The organism is Sphingomonas sp. GC_Shp_6 (assembly GCF_026540835.1).
In the GTDB taxonomy this organism is placed as follows: Bacteria; Pseudomonadota; Alphaproteobacteria; order Sphingomonadales; family Sphingomonadaceae; genus Sphingomonas.
In genome coordinates this window covers 84,784-104,384 of sequence record NZ_JALNUO010000012.1, presented here as the reverse complement: position 1 = coordinate 104,384, position 19,601 = coordinate 84,784, and the positions used below count along the sequence as shown (strand labels likewise).

The window sequence follows — 19,601 nt, the reverse complement described above, 5'->3', positions numbered from 1 at the left end:
TCTCATCCATCAGGCGAATGACCCGACGCATCGCCAAACTCGAATTATGAGTCGGGCACTTAAGCAATATGATTAGCCGAATTACGGCAGCTACCGAGGATGATGATGTCCGAGCAGATTGCGACCATCAACGCTGATCAGGCGTTAGCTTTATGTGCACGGTCTGAAGATCAATTTTTTGATCGCAAGTCTAGGCATACTAAAGGAAAGACGGCATAAAAGATTGCTGTTGCATTTGGAAACTCCGATGGTGGAGAAATATCTTTCGGTATCAAAGACGACTCTGAAGAGTCGGATCCTGCCAAACGACTTTACACCTTTTCCGACCCGGAAGAGGCTAATGGCATTCTGCAAGCGCTTTATGAAATAAACCCGCCACTTATATTTCGATATTCATTTGTTAATGTGGCAAATCATAACGGCTGCATTTTACGGGTTTTCGTAGATAAGGGGCAGCACGTCCACGCAACGGCTGATGGAACGGTCTATCGGCGCGTTGGAGCCTCGAGTCTTCCGGTAAAGCACCCTGGCGATATTACCCAAATGTCTTTTTCAAAAGGTGCAATCAGCTTTGAAAACGTTAAATTAGAAGGTCATTCTCCGGAAGAGATAGTAGACTCGAACGAAACCCAGTATTTAACTCAGTCGATTCCCGAGCGCCCGGACGCCTTAGCTTTTGCTGTAAATGAAGGCCTGATTGACCGCACAGACTGGTCACCGGTTGTAGCAGGCGCATTACTCTTGGCAGAGAACCCGCAAGGGTTAATACCTACACGATGTGAATGCCGCATAGTTTTTTACGACATGCGTGAAGACAAACCGGAAAGAGAGCACTTAAAGCTAAATGAAACCATTGGGGGTCCACTTTTCCACCAAATACATAATGTCGTGAAACGCGTAACCGAAATATTATCGGATATTAGTATCATTACGACAGACGGCTTGAAAAAGGTAGACTACCCACCAGAAGCTATCTGGGAGATAGTTACTAATGCCATTATTCACCGCGACTACTCTATTGCTGATGACGTGCAGGTTGTAATATATCAAAATAGGATCGAAATAATAAGTCCCGGAACGTTGCCTGCATTTGTGAACATACAAAATATCTTGGATGTTCGCTACAGTAGAAATCCCAAAATTGTTCGAACTTTGCGCCGCTATCCCGATGCCCCAAATCAAGACCTAGGCGAAGGACTAAATACTGCATTCCAAAAAATGCAGGATCGCCGCCTCAAGGCACCTACAATTGAAATCCTGAATAACTACGTGAAAGTGACCATAGAGCACACCCCGTTAGCGTCTCCAGAAGAAGCCGTAATCGCGTTTCTAAAAAATAGTGATAGAATTACAAACCGGCAGGCCAGAGAGTTAACGGGCATCAAAAGCGAGAATCAGATGAAAGAAGTACTTTACCGCTTGCGAGATCAGCAAATTATATATTTAGATCCACTTTTGAAGGGCAACAAAGCAACATGGATGAAGCGATAGCCTTTAATCGTTATCTATCAACCTTCTACCCCAACAACGGCGCCAGATACCGCCCCGTAAAGCTCCCCGCCGCCTTCGCCACCGTTTCCGGCACGCCTTCGGCCACGATCTCGCCGCCCTTCACGCCGCCCTCGGGTCCCAGGTCGATCACCCAGTCCGCGGTCTTGATGACGTCGAGATTGTGTTCGATCACCACCACCGTATTGCCCTGCTCGACCAGCGCGTGGAGCACTTCGAGCAATTTGCGCACGTCTTCGAAATGCAGGCCGGTGGTCGGTTCATCGAGGATGTAGAGCGTGTTGCCGGTCGCCCGCCGCGACAGTTCCTTGGCGAGCTTCACGCGCTGCGCCTCGCCGCCGCTCAAGGTCGTCGCCTGCTGGCCGACCTTCACATAGCCCAACCCCACCTCGACCAGCATCGCCATCCGGTCGCGGATGGGCGGCACCGCGGCGAAGAAGGCGGCGGCGTCCTCGACGGTCATGTCGAGCACGTCGGCGATGCTGTGGCCCTTGAACTTCACCTCCAGCGTCTCGCGGTTGTAGCGCGCGCCGTGGCACACGTCGCACGTCACATAGACGTCGGGCAGGAAGTGCATCTCGATCTTCAGCACGCCGTCGCCCTGGCACGCCTCGCACCGGCCGCCCTTCACGTTGAAGCTGAAGCGGCCGGGCTTGTAGCCGCGCGCGTTCGATTCCGGCAGCCCGGCGAACCAGTCGCGGATCAGCGTGAAGCTGCCGGTATAGGTCGCCGGGTTGCTGCGCGGGGTGCGGCCGATCGGCGACTGATCGATGTCGATCACCTTGTCGAGATATTGCAGGCCGGTGATCCTGTCGTGCTTGCCCTGCTGGATGCGCGCGCCGTTCAGCTCGCGCGCGGCGGCGGCATAGAGCGTGTCGATCGTGAAGCTCGACTTGCCGCTGCCCGACACGCCGGTGATGCAGGTGAAGGTGCCCAAGGGAATGCTGGCGGTGACGCCGCGCAGATTGTTGGCCACCGCATTGTGGACGGTGAGCTTCTTGCCATTGCCCTTGCGGCGCTTGGCCGGCACCGGCACCTTGCGCACGCCGTTCAGATAATCGGCGGTGATGCTGGTCTTGGATTTGAGCAGCTGCTTCAGCGTGCCCTGCGCGACGACCGCGCCGCCGTGCACGCCGGCGCCCGGCCCCATGTCGATGATGTAATCCGCGGTGCGGATCGCATCCTCGTCATGCTCGACCACCAGCACGGTGTTGCCGAGATCGCGCAAGCGCCGGAGCGTGGCGAGCAGCATGTCGTTGTCGCGCTGGTGAAGCCCGATGCTCGGCTCGTCGAGCACGTAGAGCACGCCCGACAGGCCGGAGCCGATCTGGCTGGCGAGGCGGATGCGCTGCGATTCGCCGCCGCTCAGCGTGCCCGAGGTGCGATCGAGGTTGAGATAATCGAGCCCGACATTGTTGAGGAAGCCGAGCCGCTCGACGATCTCCTTCAGGATGCGCTCGGCGATCGCGTTCTGCTGGTCGCCCAGATGCTGCGGCAGATCGGTGAAGAAGGCGAGCGCGTCGACCACCGACAGATGCGTGGCATAGGCGATGTCCTTCATCGCGATCTTCACCGCCAGCGCCTCGGGCTTGAGGCGCGCGCCGTGGCACACCTCGCAGGGTGCTGCGGACTGGTACTTCGCCAGCTCCTCGCGCATCCACGCGCTCTCGGTCTGGAGCATGCGGCGGTTGAGATTGCCGATCACGCCCTCGAAGGGCTTGGAAACGTCGTACTTCTTCTTGCCGTCGATGAAGGTCAGCGTGACGGGCTTGCCCTTGGAGCCGTGGAGGATGGTGCGGCGCACCTCCTCGGGCAGCTCGGCCCACGGCGTCTCGAGCGAAAAGGCGAATTCGCGCGCCAGGCTGCCCAGCACCTGCATGTAATAGGGGCTGGGCGGATTGGATTTCGCCCAGGGCACCACCGCGCCCTTCTTGATCGACAGGCCGTGATTGGGCACGACGAGGTCCTCGTCGAACAGCAGCTTCTCGCCGAGGCCGTCACAGGCCGGGCACGCCCCCTGCGGCGCGTTGAAGCTGAACAGCCGGGGCTCGATCTCGCTGATCGTGAAGCCGCTGACCGGGCAGGCGAATTTCTCGCTGAACACGATGCGGCCGGGCGGCGCATGATCGCCCAGCACTTCGGATTTGGGGGTATGCGCCTCGACCGGATCGGCGGGATCGACATAGGCCAGCCCCTCGGCCAGCTTCAGCGCGGTCTCGAAGCTTTCCGCCAGCCGGGTCGCGATGTCGCCGCCCGTCACGAGGCGGTCGACCACCACCTCGATGTCGTGCTTGTATTTCTTGTCGAGCGCGGGCGCCTCGTCGATCTCGTGGATCTGCCCGTCGATCCGCACGCGGGTGAAGCCCGCCTTCTGCCATTCCTGCAGCTCCTTGCGGTATTCGCCCTTGCGGCCGCGCACGACGGGCGCGAGCAGGTACAGCCGCGTGCCCTCGGGCAGCGCCAGCACGCGGTCGACCATCTGGCTGACGGTCTGCGCGGCGATCGGCTCGCCGGTGGCGGGGCTGTAGGGCACGCCGACGCGCGCCCAGAGCAGGCGCATATAGTCGTAGATCTCGGTGACGGTCGCCACCGTGGAGCGCGGGTTGCGGCTCGTGGTCTTCTGCTCGATCGAGATGGCGGGGGAGAGCCCCTCGATATGATCGACATCGGGCTTCTGCATCAGTTCGAGGAACTGGCGCGCATAGGCCGACAGGCTCTCGACATAGCGCCGCTGGCCCTCGGCATAGATGGTGTCGAAGGCGAGGCTCGACTTGCCCGACCCCGACAGGCCGGTGATGACCGTCAGCGTGTCGCGGGGGATGTCGATATCGACGTCCTTGAGGTTGTGCTCGCGCGCGCCGCGGACGGAGATCTTGGTCAGGGACATGGACGAGTTCTACTTCTGTTCTGCAGGGAGCGCCAGAGGGCGGATCGGGCCGGGGGACGAGATAGGAACACGAACGTCGCCCCGCCACCATGGTTGCGCGCCGGGGTCGAAGCCCCGCTGGTTGAAGGTGGGCGATCGTGTATTATCTGTCTGATACACGAAAGGACGCGACCATGGCCAAGACGACGAAGATCCCCAAGCGCATCGCCGGGGTGAAGCTGCCCAAGGACCTGCGCAAGGCCGGCAACGCGCTGATCGAGCGCGCGCAGAGCCCCGAAGGACGGCAGGTGCTGACCGCCGGCCTCGCTATGGCCGCGACCGCCGCCACCGCCGCGCTCGCCAAGCGCGCGCAGACCCCGCCCGAGTCCGCGCGCCCCGCCCCCGAAGCCCCCGACGCCCCGCCCCAGGGCACGCAGAGCGCACCGGATCCGCAGGCGATGGCCGACGCCTTCATGGGCGCCGCCGAACGCGCGCTGGGGCAGTTTTTCGGGAAGCGGGTGTAGAACCCGATCCATCTGTCCGTTACCCCGGCCCGTCGATCGGCTACATGGCTCCGGAAGGGGGGGGACGGGACATGACGGCAGGCGGAGCAGTGCGGAACGGGTTGACGCGATGGGCGGTCATGACGCTGGCCATGATCCTCCTGTCCGTGGCCTCGTCGGGAAGCCGGGCGGCGCCGCCATCTGCGCAACGGCTTTCCCCTTCCGGCAAGTGGGTAGTCGCCTTCGACGATGACATGTGCACTGCGGCCCGCCAGTTCGGCGAAGGGCGTGACGAGATCACCATCGTATTCCGTCCCTTCCCCACCCAGCAAAACATGGAGGTGGTCGTCCTGGAACCCGGTCGCGGCACCGAGGACAGCCGTAGGGGGCGGGCCCAGATCGCCATCGATCCCGGCAATGTGAATGCGACCGCGTTCTATGAAAGCTTCGGCGTCGGCGATCATCGGCTCATCACGCATATCCACGGCGAGCGTGCGTGGCTGACTGCCTTGGCGAAGGCTTCCACGATCACGATCACGATCGGCAACAAGACCCGAACGGCGATGCTGACGTCGACCGGATTCCTGATGGCGACGCTCCATAGGTGCGAGGTTCAACTGCTCACCAACTGGGGCGTTGATCCGGCGCTGTTCTTCGACGCCGACCCGCCGACGCCGGTCGAGGGCAATCCTGGACGATGGTTCGGGCCGGACAGCTATCCGGTCGAGGCAATGCACGCCCGTGAGCAGGGTCGCGTCATCGCGCTGCTGGCCATCGACGTGACCGGGCAGGTTACCAATTGCCGCGTGGTCACGTCATCGCGATCCCGATCGCTGGACGCCGCCACCTGCGAGATCGCGAAGCGGATCCGCTACACTCCGTCACACGATACGGGCGGCAAGGCCATCGCAAGCTGGTCGATCCTGCCGGTCGTCTGGCAATTGCCTTAATCTAGAGCGTTTTCGACCAGCACGAACGGCGTGAGTCTGGTTGGTCAAAAGTTGCTTTGGCGGCGGTCACCTGCCGCGCTGGCACGTCGGGTTCGCCTTGCCCCGCCACGCGAGCGACGCGCGGTTCAGCGCCGCCATGTCCGCCTCGCCCGCCACCGCCGCCTCACCGAGCGCGATGGCGCGGGCCAAGGCGGCCGCGTCGGCATGCGCATAGGCCGGGCGGCGCGCGACATGATCGTACCAGCAGCCGCCGAACGCATGGTCGAGCAGGATGCGCTGGAAGCAATGATCCGCGCGCACCGGCCAGCCGCGCGGGGCCGCGAGCGCGGGGAGCGTGACGCGCGTGAGATGAAGCCACGCCGTCTCGAGTGCGGCGCGGGCGGGATCAGGGGACGGCATGCGCGGTGCTCCACGGATGGGAAGCCGTCATGGGAGCAAGTCCCATGACCTCGGACGCGGCTTTGGGCCGCGCAGGCCGGTCTGACCGCTGCTTGGCTCGACCGTAGCTTCGCTACGACCTCGCCCGGTCAGACGTGGATCGGCTTGCCCGTCACCGCCATCGCGGCTTCCTTCATCGCCTCGGCATGCGTCGGATGCGCGTGGCAGGTGTAAGCGATGTCCTCGCTGGTCGCGCCGAACTCCATCGCGATCGCGGCTTCCGCGATCATCGTGCCGGCGAGGCTGGCGACGATCCACACGCCCAGCACGCGGTCCGACTTGGCGTCCGCGATCACCTTCACGAAGCCGTCGGTGTCGCGGTTGGTCTTCGCACGGCTGTTGGCGACCATCGGGAACTTGCCGACCTTCACGTCGCCCTTTTCGCGCGCGGCCTCCTCGGTCATGCCGACGCCCGCGATCTCGGGCATGGTGTAGACGACGCTCGGGATCACGTCCTCGTTCACGATGCCGGTCTGGCCGGCGATGTTCTCGGCCACCGCGACGCCCTCGTCCTCCGCCTTGTGCGCGAGCATCAGGCCGGGGATGCAGTCGCCGATCGCCCACACGCCGTCGACGGCGGTGCGGAAGCTGTGATCGGTCGCAATCTGGCCGCGGGCGTTGGGCTCCAACCCGATCGCGGCGAGGTTCAGCCCGTCGAGATTGGGCTTGCGGCCGATCGCCACCAGCACCGCATCGGCCTGAAGCGTCTCGCCCGTGCCGCCGGCCGCGGGCTCGACCTGAACCGAGGCGCGTTCGCCCTGGACGGTGACGCCGGTCACCTTGGTGCCGGTCTTCAATTCCATGCCCTGCTTCTTGAACAGCTTGGCGCTTTCCTTGCGGACCTCGCCGTCGAAGCCCGGCAGGATCTGGTCGAGATATTCGACCACGGTCACCCTGGCGCCCAGACGCCGCCAGACCGAACCCAGCTCCAGCCCGATCACGCCGCCGCCGATCACCACCAGATGCTCGGGCACCTTGGGCAGCGCCAGCGCGCCGGTGCTGTCCACCACGACCTGCTGGTCGATCTCCACCCCCGGCAGCGGCGTGACGCTGGAGCCGGTCGCGATGACGATGTTCTTCGCGGTCACGGTCTGGCCCGCCACCTCGACGCTGTGCGCGTCCTTGAAGGCGGCGCGGCCCTTCAGCCACGTCACCTTGTTCTTCTTGAACAGGAATTCGATGCCGCCGGTCAGCTCCTTGACGGCCTTCGCCTTTTCGGCGTGCATCTGGTCGAGGTTGAGCGTCGCGCCCTGGATCTCGATGCCGAACTTGGCGAGATGGCCGCTGCTGGCCTCCTCGAAGATCTCGGACGCATGGAGCAGCGCCTTGGACGGGATGCAGCCGACGTTGAGGCACGTGCCGCCCAGAGTCTCGCGGCTTTCCGCGCACGCGGTGCGCAGGCCCAGCTGCGCCGCGCGGATCGCCGCGACGTAACCGCCCGGGCCCGAGCCGATCACGAGGACGTCATAATCGTAGGTTTCGTCGGCCATTTTCATCTCCGTTCCCCGGCGGAGGCCGGGGCCCAGTTGCGGGACGGCATGTAATGATCGCCGCGCCCGTTTACATCGGCCTTCCCCACTGGGCCCCGGCCTCCGCCGGGGAACAGGCCATCTCGGTTGCTTACAGGTCGATCAGGATCCGCGTCGGGTCCTCGATCGCGTTCTTCAGCGCGACGAGGAAGGTAACCGCCTCGCGGCCGTCGATCAGGCGGTGATCGTAGCTGAGCGCCAGATACATCATCGGGCGGATCACCACCTGGCCGTTCACCGCGACCGGGCGTTCGTCGATGCGGTGGAGGCCGAGCACCGCGGACTGCGGCGGGTTGATGATCGGGGTGGACATCAGCGAACCGAAGACGCCGCCGTTCGAGATGGTGAAGGTGCCGCCCTTCATCTCGTCCATCTTCAGCGTGCCGTCCTTGGCGCGGCGGCCGAAATCGCCGATCGTCTTCTCGACCTGCGCGACGCTCATCCGGTCGGCATCGCGGATGACGGGAACGACGAGACCGCCGGGCGACGAGACCGCCACCGAAATGTCGGCATAGTCGTGATAGACGATGTCGTCGCCGTCGATCGAGGCGTTGACGCTCGGGATGTCCTTCAGCGCCATCGTCGCGGCCTTCACGAAGAAGCCCATGAAGCCGAGCCGTACGCCGTGCTTCTTCTCGAACAGATCCTTGTACTTCGCGCGCGCGGCGATCACCGCGGTCATGTCGACGTCGTTGAACGTCGTGAGCATCGCGGCGGTGTTCTGTGCCTCCTTCAGGCGCTTGGCGATCGTCTGGCGCAGCCGCGTCATGCGGACGCGCTCTTCCTTGCGGCCCGACGGCGCGGGGGCCGCAGCCGAGGGCGCGGGCGCGGCAGCCGCCGCAGGCGCGGGCTTCGATGCGGCGGCGACGACATCGTCCTTGGTGATCCGCCCGTCGCGGCCCGAGCCCTTCACGGTCGACGGATCGACGCCGTGTTCCAGCACTGCGCGCCGCACCGAGGGCGACAGCGCCGCCGGCGAATCGCTCGCCGGCGCCTCGCCACTGCGCTCGCGGGGCTGCTCGCCGGGACCGGGGCCGGTGCCGTCCTTCGCCTTGTCCGCCATGTCGGCGTTGCCGGTGGTCGCCCCTGCCTGCGGGGCTGCGGCCGGCGCCGCGCCGCCGGCGTCGACCGTGGCGATCATCGCGCCGACCTGCACCGTGTCGCCCACCTTGACGGCATGTTCGCCCATCACGCCCGCGACCGGCGAGGGCACCTCAACCGAGACCTTGTCGGTCTCCAGGCTGGCGATCGGCTCGTCGGCCTTTACCGGGTCGCCCGGCTGCTTCAGCCATTCGCCGAGCGTCGCTTCGGTGATCGATTCGCCCAGAACGGGTACGGTGACTTCGGTTGCCATGTTCTTTTTTCCTTACCACCCCGGCGGAAGCCGGGGTCCAGGTACGCAACGACGCGGATCGATCGTTGCGCTACGTTACATCCACCTTGCCAACCACCCCGGCGTTCGCCCGGGTGGTTGGCCGTTCCCTTACGACTTCCGCGTGCGCCGGATCTCGTCGCGCACATTCTGTCCCAGCGCGTCCGCGACGAGCGCGGCCTGCTCCGTCTGATGGCGCTTCATCAGGCCCGTGGCGGGCGAGGCCGACGCCATCCGGCCGGCATAGCGCGCCCGCGCGATCCGGCCGCCGGCGCTGGCCAGCGCCTCCTCGATCATCGGCTCGACGAAGAACCAATAGCCCTGGTTCTTCGGCTCTTCCTGCGCCCAAACCACGTCCTCGAGCGCGGGCATGCGCGCCAGGCGCTTGGCCAGAGGCTCGCCGGGGAAGGGATAGAGCTGCTCGATGCGGACGATCTGCGTCGTCGTGTCGCCCGCCGCATCGCGCGCCTCCATCAGGTCGTACGCCACCTTGCCGGTGCACAGCACGACGCGCTTCGTCGCGGCATCGGCGGGGGCGGCGGGATCGGACAGGATGCGCCGGAAATGCGTGTCGCCGACGAATTCCTCCGCCTTCGACACCGCCATCTTGTGGCGCAGCAGCGATTTCGGCGTCATCACGATCAGCGGCTTGCGGAACGAACGGTGCATCTGCCGGCGCAGCAGGTGATAGTAGTTCGCCGGCGTCGTGCAGTTCGCGACCTGCATATTGTCGCCCGCGCACAGTTGCAGGAAGCGCTCGGGCCGTGCCGAGCTATGCTCGGGCCCCTGCCCCTCGTAACCATGCGGCAGCAGCATCACGAGGCCGTTGGCGCGCAGCCACTTGGCCTCGCCGCTGGCGATGAACTGGTCGATCATGATCTGCGCGCCGTTGACGAAGTCGCCGAACTGCGCCTCCCACAGCACCAAGGTCTTCGGGTCGGCCAGCGCATAGCCATATTCGAAGCCGAGCACGCCATATTCGGACAGCGGGCTGTCGAGCACCTCGAAATTGCCATGCTCGATCGAACGCAGCGGCACATATTTGTGCTCGTCGGTCTGGTCGACCCACACCGCGTGGCGCTGGCTGAACGTCCCGCGGCCCGAATCCTGGCCCGACAGGCGCACGCCATACCCCTCGGACAGCAGCGACCCGAAGGCGAGCGCCTCGCCCGTCGCCCAGTCGAAGCCGGCACCCGCACGAAACATCTCGCGCTTGGCATCGAGCACGCGGCCGAGCGTCTTGTGGATCTTCAGATCCTCGGGGATCGTCGTCAGCGTGCGGCCGAGCGCGTCGAACAGCTTGGGCGCGATCCCCGTCTCCAGGTTGCGCCGCGCGCTTTCGGCATCGGCCGGCGCGTGCAGGCCCGACCAGCGGCCGGCGAACCAGTCCGCCTTGTTCGGCTGATAGGCGGCACCCGCCTCGAACTCGCCCTCGAGCAACGTCGTGAACTGGTGGACCTCGCGGTCGACCCAGGCCTGGTCGACGATCTTCTCCTCGATCAGCCGCTGGCCATAGACCGTGCCGACGCCGGGGTGCTGGCGGATCTTGTCGTACATCAGCGGCTGGGTGAAGCTCGGCTCGTCGCCCTCGTTATGGCCGAAGCGGCGATAGCACCACATGTCGATCACGATATCGCGGTGGAAGGTCTGGCGGAATTCCATCGCCATCTTCGTCGCGAAGGTCACCGCCTCGGGATCGTCGCCGTTGACGTGGAAGATCGGCGCCTGGACGCCCTTGGCCACGTCCGACGGATAATCGGACGAGCGCGCGAATTGCGGGCTGGTCGTGAAGCCGATCTGGTTGTTGATGATGAAGTGGACGCAGCCGCCGGTGTTGTAGCCGCGGATGCCCGAGAAGCCGAGGCATTCCCACACGATCCCCTGCCCCGCGAATGCCGCGTCGCCATGGATCAGCACGGGCAGCGCATGGAGATGCTCCTTCAGATCGCCCGCGATCGTCTGGATCGCGCGCGTCTTGCCGAGCACCACCGGATCGGCCGCCTCCAGATGGCTGGGGTTGGCGACCAGGCTCATATGCACCTTGTGGCCGTCGAACTCGCGATCGGTGCTGGTGCCCAGGTGATATTTCACGTCGCCCGATCCGCCGACTTCCTCGGGATTGGCCGAGCCGCCGCCGAATTCGTGGAAGATGATCCGCAGCGGCTTGGCCATGACGTTCGCCAGCACGTTCAGCCGACCGCGATGCGCCATGCCGAACACGATCTCGTTGACGCCGAACTGGCCGCCATATTTGATGACGCTTTCGAGCGCGGGGATCATGCTCTCGCCGCCGTCCAGCCCGAAACGCTTCGTGCCGACATATTTGCGGCCGAGGAACTTCTCCCATTGCTCGGCGGCGATCACCTTGGTGAGGATCGCGCGCTTGCCCTCGGGGGTGAACTGGATCGCCTTGTCCTTGCCCTCCATCCGGTCCTGGAGGAAACGGCGTTCCTCGACATCGGCGATGTGCATATATTCGAGGCCGACCTTGCCGCAGTAATTCGCGCGCAGGATCGCGACGACCTCGCGCACCGTCGACCATTCGAGGCCCAGCGTGCCGCCGAGATAGACCGGACGATCGAGATCGCCGTCGGAAAAGCCGTGATATTCGGGGCTGAGATCGGCGGGCAGATGCTGGCGCGCGAGGCCGAGCGGATCGAGATCGGCGGCCAGATGCCCGCGCACGCGGTAGGTGCGGATCAGCAGCTGCACGCGGATCGCGTCGGACGCGGCCTTGGTCACGTCGACCGCGGGCGCGGCGGCGGCGGCGGCGGGTGCGGCGGGCTTGCCCTTCTGCGGCTTGGGCGCGGGCTCCATCTGCGTCGGGTCGAGCGCGGCGGTCAGATCGTCGGTGGTGCTGAGCGGCCAGGCGGCATTCGCCCAGCTCGGGCCGCCGGCCGACCCTTCCAGCCCCTCGAAGAAGCTGCGCCAGCCGGGCTCGACGCTGTCGGGCATGGTCCGGAAACGCGCATAGAGCGTCTCCACGAAGGCCGGGCTGACGCCGGCGGCGATGTCGCTGAAATCCTGGCCTTCGTAGCCCATGATCGTCTTCCTCTTTTCCCTCTCCCCTTGTGGGAGAGGGAGGGGCCCAAGCTGAAAGCCTGGGAGGCTGAGGGGGAGCACGCTCGCGAGGTCTCGAGCCTCACTCCCCTTCATCCGGCGCTACGCGCCACCTTCTCCCACGCGGGGAGAAGGGTTTTTAGCCGTTCAGCACCGACAGCAGCGTGGTGCCCAGTTCCGACGGCGAGGCCGAAACCTTGATCCCGGCGGCTTCCATCGCCGCGATCTTGTCCTCGGCGCCGCCCTGGCCGCCCGACACGATCGCGCCGGCATGGCCCATGCGGCGCCCCGGCGGTGCGGTGCGGCCGGCGATGAAGCCCGCCATCGGCTTCTTGCGGCCGCGCTTGGCCTCGTCGCGGAGGAACTGCGCGGCTTCCTCTTCGGCGGAGCCACCGATCTCGCCGATCATGATGATCGACTGGGTGGCTTCGTCGGCCAGAAACAGCTCGAGCACGTCGATGAAGTTCGTGCCGTTGACGGGATCGCCGCCGATGCCGACCGCGGTCGTCTGGCCGAGCCCGGCGTTCGACGTCTGGAACACCGCCTCATAGGTGAGCGTGCCCGAGCGCGAGACGACGCCGACCGAACCCTTCTTGAAGATCGAACCCGGCATGATGCCGATCTTGCACTCGCCAGGCGTCAGCACGCCGGGGCAGTTCGGCCCGATCAGCCGCGACTTGCTGCCCGACAGCGCGCGCTTCACCTTCACCATGTCGAGCACCGGAATGCCCTCGGTGATGGTGACGATCAGCGGGATCTCGGCGTCGATCGCCTCGAGGATCGAATCGGCGGCGAAGGGCGGCGGCACGTAGATCACGCTGGCCGTCGCGCCGGTCTTCGCCTTGGCCTCGGCGACCGTGTCGTACACGGGCAGGCCGAGATGCTCGGTGCCGCCCTTGCCGGGCGTGACGCCGCCGACCATCTGCGTGCCATATTCCAGCGCCGCCTTGGTATGGAAGCTGCCGGTTTCGCCGGTCATCCCCTGGGTGATGACCTTGGTGTTCTTGTCGACGAGGATGCTCATCTAGGTTCTCTTCCTCTTGTTCCCCGGCGAAGGCCGGGGCCCAGTTGGGAAAGCGGATCAATCTGGCGTCAGCGTCTCGAACAGATCATCCCATGACGGGTTCATCCCTTCGATCTCCTTCACCTTCCAGGCCCGTTTCCATTCCTTCATCCGCAGCTCGCGCTGCCTGGCGGCTTCGATGCTGTCATATGCCTCGTACCAGACGAGAGATTTGCAGCGATATGTCTTCGTGAACCCTTCGACGATCCCTTCGCGGTGTTCCCAAACCCTCTTGGGAAGATCGCTCGTCACGCCGATATAGATGGTGCCGTTCCGGCCACTGGCCATGATGTAGACATAGCCGGCACGTTCCAACTGACCTCTCCCAACTGGACCCCGGCCTTCGCCGGGGAACAGGATGGTGGTGCCATCACCTCATATTGCCCTCAGTTCAGCGAGCCGTCGATCGCCTTGCACGCCACCAGTAGCTCCTTCACGGCCTCCACCGACACGTCCAGATTGGCCTTCGCCTCGTCGTCCAGCTTGATCTCGACGATCTTCTCCACGCCGCCCGCGCCGATCATCACCGGCACGCCGACATAGAGGCCGTCGAGCCCATATTGGCCCTCGACATAGGCGGCTGCGGGCAGCACGCGCTTCTGGTCGTGGAGATAGGCCTCCGCCATCGCGATGCCGCTGGTGGCGGGCGCGTAATAGGCGCTGCCCGTCTTCAGCAGCGCGACGATCTCGCCGCCGCCGCCGCGCGTGCGCTTGACGATCGCGTCGATCTTCTCCTGGCTGGACATGCCCATAGCGATCAGATCGGGCACGGGGATGCCCGAGACGGTCGAATAGCTGATGACCGGCACCATCGTGTCGCCGTGGCCGCCGAGCACGAAGCTCGTCACGTCCTTCACCGACACCTGGAACTCGTCGGCGAGGAAGTGGCTGAAGCGCGCCGAATCGAGCACGCCCGCCATGCCGACCACCATATGGTGCGGCAGGCCTGAGAATTCGCGCAGCGCCCACACCATCGCGTCGAGCGGGTTGGTGATGCAGATCACGAAGGCGTTCGGAGCATTCGCCTTGATGCCCTCGCCGACCGCCTTCATCACCTTCAGGTTGATGCCGAGCAGGTCGTCGCGGCTCATGCCGGGCTTGCGCGCCACGCCCGCGGTGACGATGATGACGTCGGCGCCGGCGATGTCGGCATAGTCGTTCGAGCCGGTGATGGTCGAATCGAACCCCTCGACCGGGCCGCATTGCGACAGATCGAGCGCCTTGCCCTGCGGGACGCCCTCGACCACGTCGAACAGGACGATATCGCCCAGTCCCTTCAGTGCCGCCAGGTGCGCGAGCGTGCCGCCGATATTGCCGGCGCCGATCAGCGCGATCTTCTTGCGAGCCATCCAGTCCTTCTCCGTTTTCGTCACAGATGCGGTTGGCCACGCCGCCTACGCCTTTTGCGCGGCCCCGGCAACCGCTAAAGCGGCCGGATCACGGCTCTTATTGCACTTGGTTCGCAATATCGACAGCGCCATGGCCTTCAGCGAGATAGGCGTCGGAGCGCATCTCTTCGAGCCGGCTGACGGTGCGTTCGAATTCGAAGGCACCGTCGCCCCGCTCGTAGAGCTGGCCGGGCTGCGCGTCCGCCGCCGCCAGCAGCTTGACCTTGTGTTCGTAGAGCGCGTCGATCAGCGCGACGAAGCGCGCCGCCTCGTTGCGGCTGTCGGGGCCGAGCCGCGGCACGCCCACCAGGATGACGGTATGGTAGCGCCTTGCGATCGCGAGATAATCCGCGCTGCCCCGCGCCTCGCCGCACAGTTTCTTGAAGGCGAAGACCGCGACGCCCTTCAGGCTCTTGGGCACGCGCAGCGTCCGCCCGCCGCCCACCGGCAATTCCTCGGCGGGCACATGCGCGGCATCCTCGGGCGGGTAATCGGTCAGGCGGAAGAAGGCCGCGGACAGTTGCGCCGTCGCCTCGGCGCCGTTGGGGACGAGCCAGGTGTCCTGCTGCCCCAGCCGGTCGCGCCGGTAATCGACCGGACCGTTGAGCGCCACGACGTCGAGCCGTTCGCCGATGAGCGCGATGAAGGGCAGGAAATGCTCGCGGTTGAGGCCGTTCTTGTAGAGATCGGCCGGCGCCCGATTCGAGGTGGCCACGATCGTCACGCCGGCCAGGATCAGCGCGGTGAACAGCCGCGAGAGGATCATCGCGTCAGGCGAATTGGTGACCATCATCTCGTCGAAGGCGAGGCAGCGCACCTCCTGCGTCAGCGCCGCGGCGACGGGCGCGATCGGGTCGCCCTGTTCCTTGCGGCGTTCGGCGGCGATGCGCTGGTGCACCTCCAGCATGAATTCGCCGAAATGGACGCGGCGTTTGCGCTGGATGGCCAGGTTCGCGAAGAACAGGTCCATCAGCATCGATTTGCCGCGCCCGACATCGCCCCACAGATAGACGCCGCGCGGCGCCGCCGGCTTCGCCCGTGCCAGCCGCCACAGCACCGAGCCGCGGCGCGGCGCGGCCTCCAGCTCGGCCTGGAGCGTCGCGAGGCGCGCGGCGGCGGCGGCCTGTTCGGGATCGGGGCGAAGCTCGCCCGCCGCGATCAGCGCGTCATAGGCCTGGAGGACGGTGGTCATGTCCGTTTCCCGATCGGGTCCCGGTCTTCGCCGCGGAACATGAGGTTCATGCCTTGCTCGGCTTGCGGATCGTCGCCGAGAAGGCCGCGATCCGCGCCTCGCCCTGCACCACCAGCCCGCGCAGGAACAGCAGCCGCCCCGTTTCCTTCAACAGCTCGACCTGCGCCTCGATCGGCTCACCGATCCTGCCGCCGCCGATGAACTGGGTGTTGAGATCGAGCGTCACCGCGGTGCCCGCCACGATCAGCCCGTGCCCCCGCGCCGCTGCGAACAGCGAGACGTCGATGAAGCCGAGCAACGCGCCGCCATGGACGTGGTTGCTAAGGTTGGAATGGCGATGCTCGGGCGTCATCCGCACGCGCGCGAGCGCACCGTCCATGCGGAAGAGCAACGGCCCGAGCAGCGTGTTGAAGCGCGTGGGATCGCTCAGCGACCAGCTTCGCCAGCCGGGATGATCGGGCGACTCGGCATCGGTGAAGTGCGGGTCAGCCATCGCCCGTTTTCCGGGACAGGATCACACCACCCGTTCGGCTTCCATCTTCTTCACTTCGGCGATCGCCTTGGCGGGGTTCAGCCCCTTGGGGCACACCGTCGCGCAGTTCATGATCGTGTGGCAGCGATAGAGGCGGAACGGATCCTCCAGCGCATCGAGCCGCTCGCCCGTCATTTCGTCGCGGCTGTCGGCGAGCCAGCGATAGGCCTGGAGCAGGATCGCCGGCCCCAGGAACTTGTCGCTGTTCCACCAATAGCTCGGGCACGAGGTGGAGCAGCAGGCGCACAGAATGCATTCGTACAGCCCGTCGAGCTTCTCGCGATCCTCGGGGCTCTGGAGCCGCTCCTTGCCCGAGGGCGGCGGCGTGACCGTCTGCAGCCAGGGCTTGATCGAGCTGTATTGCGCGTAGAAATGCGTGAAGTCGGGCACGAGGTCCTTGATGACCTCCATGTGCGGCAAGGGCGTGATCCTTACCTCGCCCTTCACGTCCTCGATCGCCTTGGTGCAGGCGAGCGTGTTGGTGCCGTCGATGTTCATCGAGCACGACCCGCAAATGCCCTCACGGCACGAACGGCGGAAGGTGAGCGAGGAATCCTGCTCCGCCTTCATCTTGATGAGCGCGTCGAGCACCATCGGCCCGGTCTCGTCGAGGTTCAGCTCGAACGTGTCGTAACGCGGATTCTCGCCGCTGTCGGGATCGTAGCGATAGACCTTGAACGATTTCATCCGCCCCTTGGGGCCCCGGCTTTCGGATGTGTGCGCCTTGCCCTTCTTGACGACGCTGTTCTTGGGCAGGGTGAATTCGGCCATGGCCGTGGGCGCTCCTCGGATGATGCCGGACGGGCTATGCCTTTCAGGTGGCGTGCGCAACCCCCGCGCGCAACCCGCCCGGCCATCAGATCACGTCGAGCACCAGCCCCAGGTCGCGCGCCTCCTCCGCCTCGATATACCAGTTATTCGGCGCCTTCGCGCGCAGATCGTCGAACGACACGTTGGAGCCGGCGACGAGATCGCGAAACCCCTCCTCCTCGATCGCGATCGAATGCTCGATCTCGTGGAGCGTGGCCTTCAGCGTCGGCACGCAGCTGCGCAGCGGCCCCTCGATCGTCATCGTCTTCTGCAGCTTGCGCTCATGGATCATCAGCCGCGTCCGGCGGGTGAGGAACCGGTGTTCGACCGGAAAGGCCGACATGAAGGTGGCGCCGGCCGAATAGACCGCCACCTTGCCGAGGAACAGGATCTCGCGGCCGGTATAATCGCGCAGCAGCCGGATGTCGGTGCCCATCGCGCGCGCCACCTCGGGATCGCCGCCCAATGTGGTGATCGCCACCACCAGCGTGCCGTCCGCCGGACAGGCGGCGAGCTGCTGGCGGAAATTCTGGTACATCGCATCGTCCACCGTGCCGAGCAGGCGGATATGGGGCTGGGCGAGCAACGGATAGCGTTTGGGATCGTCGGTCATGGCGCGCGAAACCGCCGATCGGGCCTCGGGTTCCCGGCGGAACCCCTGGCCATTCCCCTCGGTTGAGTGCGCAACTCCGGCATAAGGCGCGTATTCATGGCCATCCCATTGAAACCCTTGAAGGATCAGGTGATCGTCATCACCGGCGCGAGTTCGGGGATCGGCCTCGTCACCGCCCGCACCGCCGCGGCGCGCGGCGCCAGGGTGATGCTGGTGGCGCGCAGCGAGGGCGCGCTGTCGGACGCGGTCGATGCGATCCGCGCGGGCGGCGGCACGGCGGACTATCACGTCGCCGATATGGGCGATGCGGATGCGGTGAAGGCCGCCGCCGCGCAGGCGGTCGCGCGCTTCGGCCGGATCGACACCTGGGTGAACAATGCCGGCGTGGCGATCTACGCCAAGCTGATGGAGACGCCGGCTGACGAGCACCGGCAATTGTTCCGCACCAATTATTTCGGCATGGTCCATGGCTGCGAGGCCGCGGTGCCGCTGCTGGCGGCGGGCGGCGCGCTCATCACGGTGGGATCGATCGCGTCGGACATGAGCAGCCCGGTAATGGGCGCGTATTCCGCGTCCAAGCACGCGGTGCAGGCCTATGTGCAGGCGCTGCGCATGGAGCTGCGCGCGGCGGGCTCGCCGATCTCGGTGTCGCTGGTGAAGCCCGCCGGGATCGACACGCCGATCGGCCAGCATGCCGCCAACCACGAGGGGGGCGAAGCGCAGATCCCGCCGCCGGCCTATGATCCGCAGCTCGTCGCCGACGCGATCCTCGATTGCGCGGTCCACCCGCGCCGCGAGATCACCGTGGGCGGCGCCGGACGCGCGCAGGCGATGTTCGCGGTGCATTTCCCCGCATTGTTCGAACGCCTCGCACCGCGCGCGGCGAAGAGCTTCGTCGACCGCGACAAGACGCAGCCGCGGCCGAGCAACCTGTTCGAGGGCGTCCATGCCGGCCACGAACGCTCGGGCGAGCAGGCGCCGCTCAAATCCAGCGCCTATACCGCCGTGATGCTGCGCCCCGGCGCCGCCCTCGCCGTCGGCGGCGGCCTGGCGGCGGGGGTGGCGGCGCTGCTGCTGGCGCGACGGCGGGCGCGGGGTTGACGTTGTAACCTTGTGCTTACGGGCAAGCTCGTCTCAATCGTGCCGCGGAGGCTCAGGTGCAGACATCGTTGCGGAAGATGGGGAATTCGACCGGGCTGATCGTACCGCGCGCCCTGCTCGGCGAGATCGGCCTGAGCGTCGGCGCCGTGATGGATCTGCAGGTGAAGGACGGCAAGCTCGTCGCCTCGCCGGTCGTATCGCCGGCACGCGCAGGATGGGCGAACGCGGCCGAGGCGGTCGCCGAAGACACGCAGGAGGCGGCCGCGTGGCGGGCCTTTCCGAACGAAGACGATAGCGCGCTCACATGGTGATGCGCGGCGAGGTCTGGCTCGCGGCGCTGGACCCCATCATCGGCAGCGAGATCCAGAAGATCCGCCCCTGCCTGATCGTCTCGCCCGACGAACTGAACGCTCATCTCAGGGCCGCGATCGTCGTGCCGATGACGACGGGAAGCCACCCCGCTCCATTCCGCATAGCGCTTCGCTTCAAAGGCAAGGACGGGTTGCTGCTGCCCGATCGGATGCGAACGCTGGACAAGACGCGTCTCGTCAAAAGGATCGGCAATATCGAGCGTGGCACATTGGTCGCCACGCTCGAAATCCTGGTGGAGATGTTCCGCTTCTAGAGCCCGATGACGTTAGATTGATCCAATCTCTCTACCGTTCGTGCCGAGCT

At 65.4% G+C, this 19,601-nt stretch carries 18 protein-coding genes; 6 read left to right on the top strand and 12 right to left on the bottom strand.

Annotated features, from left to right (window positions below; genetic code table 11):
* Positions 1 to 222: 222 nt before the first annotated feature.
* Complete coding sequence (locus tag OXQ95_RS18825) at positions 223 to 1,491, top strand: ATP-binding protein (RefSeq protein ID WP_267382037.1); 1,269 nt, start codon at positions 223 to 225, stop codon at positions 1,489 to 1,491.
* A 25-nt stretch (positions 1,492 to 1,516) separates the two neighbouring features.
* On the opposite strand, the gene uvrA is transcribed toward OXQ95_RS18825, so the two are convergent.
* Positions 1,517 to 4,396 (bottom strand): excinuclease ABC subunit UvrA, encoded by a 2,880-nt coding sequence (uvrA, locus tag OXQ95_RS13910; protein ID WP_267382033.1) that lies wholly within the window; start codon positions 4,394 to 4,396, stop codon positions 1,517 to 1,519.
* Between the two features lie 173 nt (positions 4,397 to 4,569).
* Between uvrA and OXQ95_RS13905 the strand changes: the two genes are divergently transcribed.
* Positions 4,570 to 4,899 carry a hypothetical protein gene (locus OXQ95_RS13905; RefSeq protein ID WP_267382032.1) on the top strand — a complete coding sequence of 110 codons (330 nt, stop codon included), beginning with the start codon at positions 4,570 to 4,572 and terminating at the stop codon, positions 4,897 to 4,899.
* 119 nt (positions 4,900 to 5,018) lie between these two features.
* Entirely contained in the window at positions 5,019 to 5,828 is an 810-nt protein-coding gene (locus tag OXQ95_RS13900; protein ID WP_267382031.1) for an energy transducer TonB, read from the top strand.
* Positions 5,829 to 5,894: 66 nt separating this feature from the next.
* Here OXQ95_RS13900 and OXQ95_RS13895 read toward each other — a convergent pair whose 3' ends face one another.
* The 11 genes from OXQ95_RS13895 to OXQ95_RS13845 form a co-directional block, all read right to left on the bottom strand.
* On the bottom strand, positions 5,895 to 6,227 hold the full coding sequence (locus OXQ95_RS13895; RefSeq protein WP_267382030.1) for a GCN5-related N-acetyltransferase: 333 nt from the start codon (positions 6,225 to 6,227) through the stop codon (positions 5,895 to 5,897).
* A 128-nt stretch (positions 6,228 to 6,355) separates the two neighbouring features.
* Positions 6,356 to 7,756 carry a dihydrolipoyl dehydrogenase gene (gene lpdA, locus OXQ95_RS13890; protein WP_267382029.1) on the bottom strand — a complete coding sequence of 467 codons (1,401 nt, stop codon included), beginning with the start codon at positions 7,754 to 7,756 and terminating at the stop codon, positions 6,356 to 6,358.
* Positions 7,757 to 7,886: 130 nt separating this feature from the next.
* Positions 7,887 to 9,149 (bottom strand): 2-oxoglutarate dehydrogenase complex dihydrolipoyllysine-residue succinyltransferase, encoded by a 1,263-nt coding sequence (gene odhB, locus OXQ95_RS13885; RefSeq protein WP_267382028.1) that lies wholly within the window; start codon positions 9,147 to 9,149, stop codon positions 7,887 to 7,889.
* Positions 9,150 to 9,278: 129 nt separating this feature from the next.
* Complete coding sequence (locus OXQ95_RS13880) at positions 9,279 to 12,209, bottom strand: 2-oxoglutarate dehydrogenase E1 component (protein ID WP_267382027.1); 2,931 nt, start codon at positions 12,207 to 12,209, stop codon at positions 9,279 to 9,281.
* A 157-nt stretch (positions 12,210 to 12,366) separates the two neighbouring features.
* Positions 12,367 to 13,251 carry a succinate--CoA ligase subunit alpha gene (gene sucD, locus OXQ95_RS13875; protein ID WP_242097832.1) on the bottom strand — a complete coding sequence of 295 codons (885 nt, stop codon included), beginning with the start codon at positions 13,249 to 13,251 and terminating at the stop codon, positions 12,367 to 12,369.
* 57 nt (positions 13,252 to 13,308) lie between these two features.
* Complete coding sequence (locus OXQ95_RS13870) at positions 13,309 to 13,605, bottom strand: GIY-YIG nuclease family protein (protein ID WP_267382026.1); 297 nt, start codon at positions 13,603 to 13,605, stop codon at positions 13,309 to 13,311.
* A gap of 71 nt (positions 13,606 to 13,676) precedes the next feature.
* Positions 13,677 to 14,639, bottom strand: a complete 963-nt coding sequence (gene mdh / locus OXQ95_RS13865) for a malate dehydrogenase (RefSeq protein WP_267382025.1) — start codon at positions 14,637 to 14,639, stop codon at positions 13,677 to 13,679.
* A 97-nt stretch (positions 14,640 to 14,736) separates the two neighbouring features.
* Positions 14,737 to 15,870 (bottom strand): cell division protein ZapE, encoded by a 1,134-nt coding sequence (gene zapE / locus OXQ95_RS13860; protein ID WP_267382024.1) that lies wholly within the window; start codon positions 15,868 to 15,870, stop codon positions 14,737 to 14,739.
* Between the two features lie 46 nt (positions 15,871 to 15,916).
* Positions 15,917 to 16,363, bottom strand: coding sequence for a PaaI family thioesterase (locus tag OXQ95_RS13855; RefSeq protein ID WP_267382023.1), 447 nt, complete (start codon positions 16,361 to 16,363; stop codon positions 15,917 to 15,919).
* Between the two features lie 21 nt (positions 16,364 to 16,384).
* Positions 16,385 to 17,173 (bottom strand): succinate dehydrogenase iron-sulfur subunit, encoded by a 789-nt coding sequence (locus tag OXQ95_RS13850; protein WP_267382022.1) that lies wholly within the window; start codon positions 17,171 to 17,173, stop codon positions 16,385 to 16,387.
* A gap of 85 nt (positions 17,174 to 17,258) precedes the next feature.
* On the bottom strand, positions 17,259 to 17,825 hold the full coding sequence (locus tag OXQ95_RS13845) for an ATP-dependent Clp protease proteolytic subunit (protein WP_267382021.1): 567 nt from the start codon (positions 17,823 to 17,825) through the stop codon (positions 17,259 to 17,261).
* 96 nt (positions 17,826 to 17,921) lie between these two features.
* Between OXQ95_RS13845 and OXQ95_RS13840 the strand changes: the two genes are divergently transcribed.
* The 3 genes from OXQ95_RS13840 to OXQ95_RS13830 are packed head-to-tail and all read left to right on the top strand — an operon-like array spanning position 17,922 to position 19,551.
* Positions 17,922 to 18,926 (top strand): SDR family oxidoreductase, encoded by a 1,005-nt coding sequence (locus OXQ95_RS13840; protein ID WP_267382020.1) that lies wholly within the window; start codon positions 17,922 to 17,924, stop codon positions 18,924 to 18,926.
* 56 nt (positions 18,927 to 18,982) lie between these two features.
* On the top strand, positions 18,983 to 19,237 hold the full coding sequence (locus OXQ95_RS13835; RefSeq protein WP_267382019.1) for a hypothetical protein: 255 nt from the start codon (positions 18,983 to 18,985) through the stop codon (positions 19,235 to 19,237).
* Positions 19,231 to 19,551 (top strand): type II toxin-antitoxin system PemK/MazF family toxin, encoded by a 321-nt coding sequence (locus OXQ95_RS13830; protein WP_267382018.1) that lies wholly within the window; start codon positions 19,231 to 19,233, stop codon positions 19,549 to 19,551. The genes OXQ95_RS13835 and OXQ95_RS13830 overlap by 7 nt, the downstream gene beginning before the upstream one ends.
* The last annotated feature ends 50 nt before the right edge of the window (positions 19,552 to 19,601 follow it).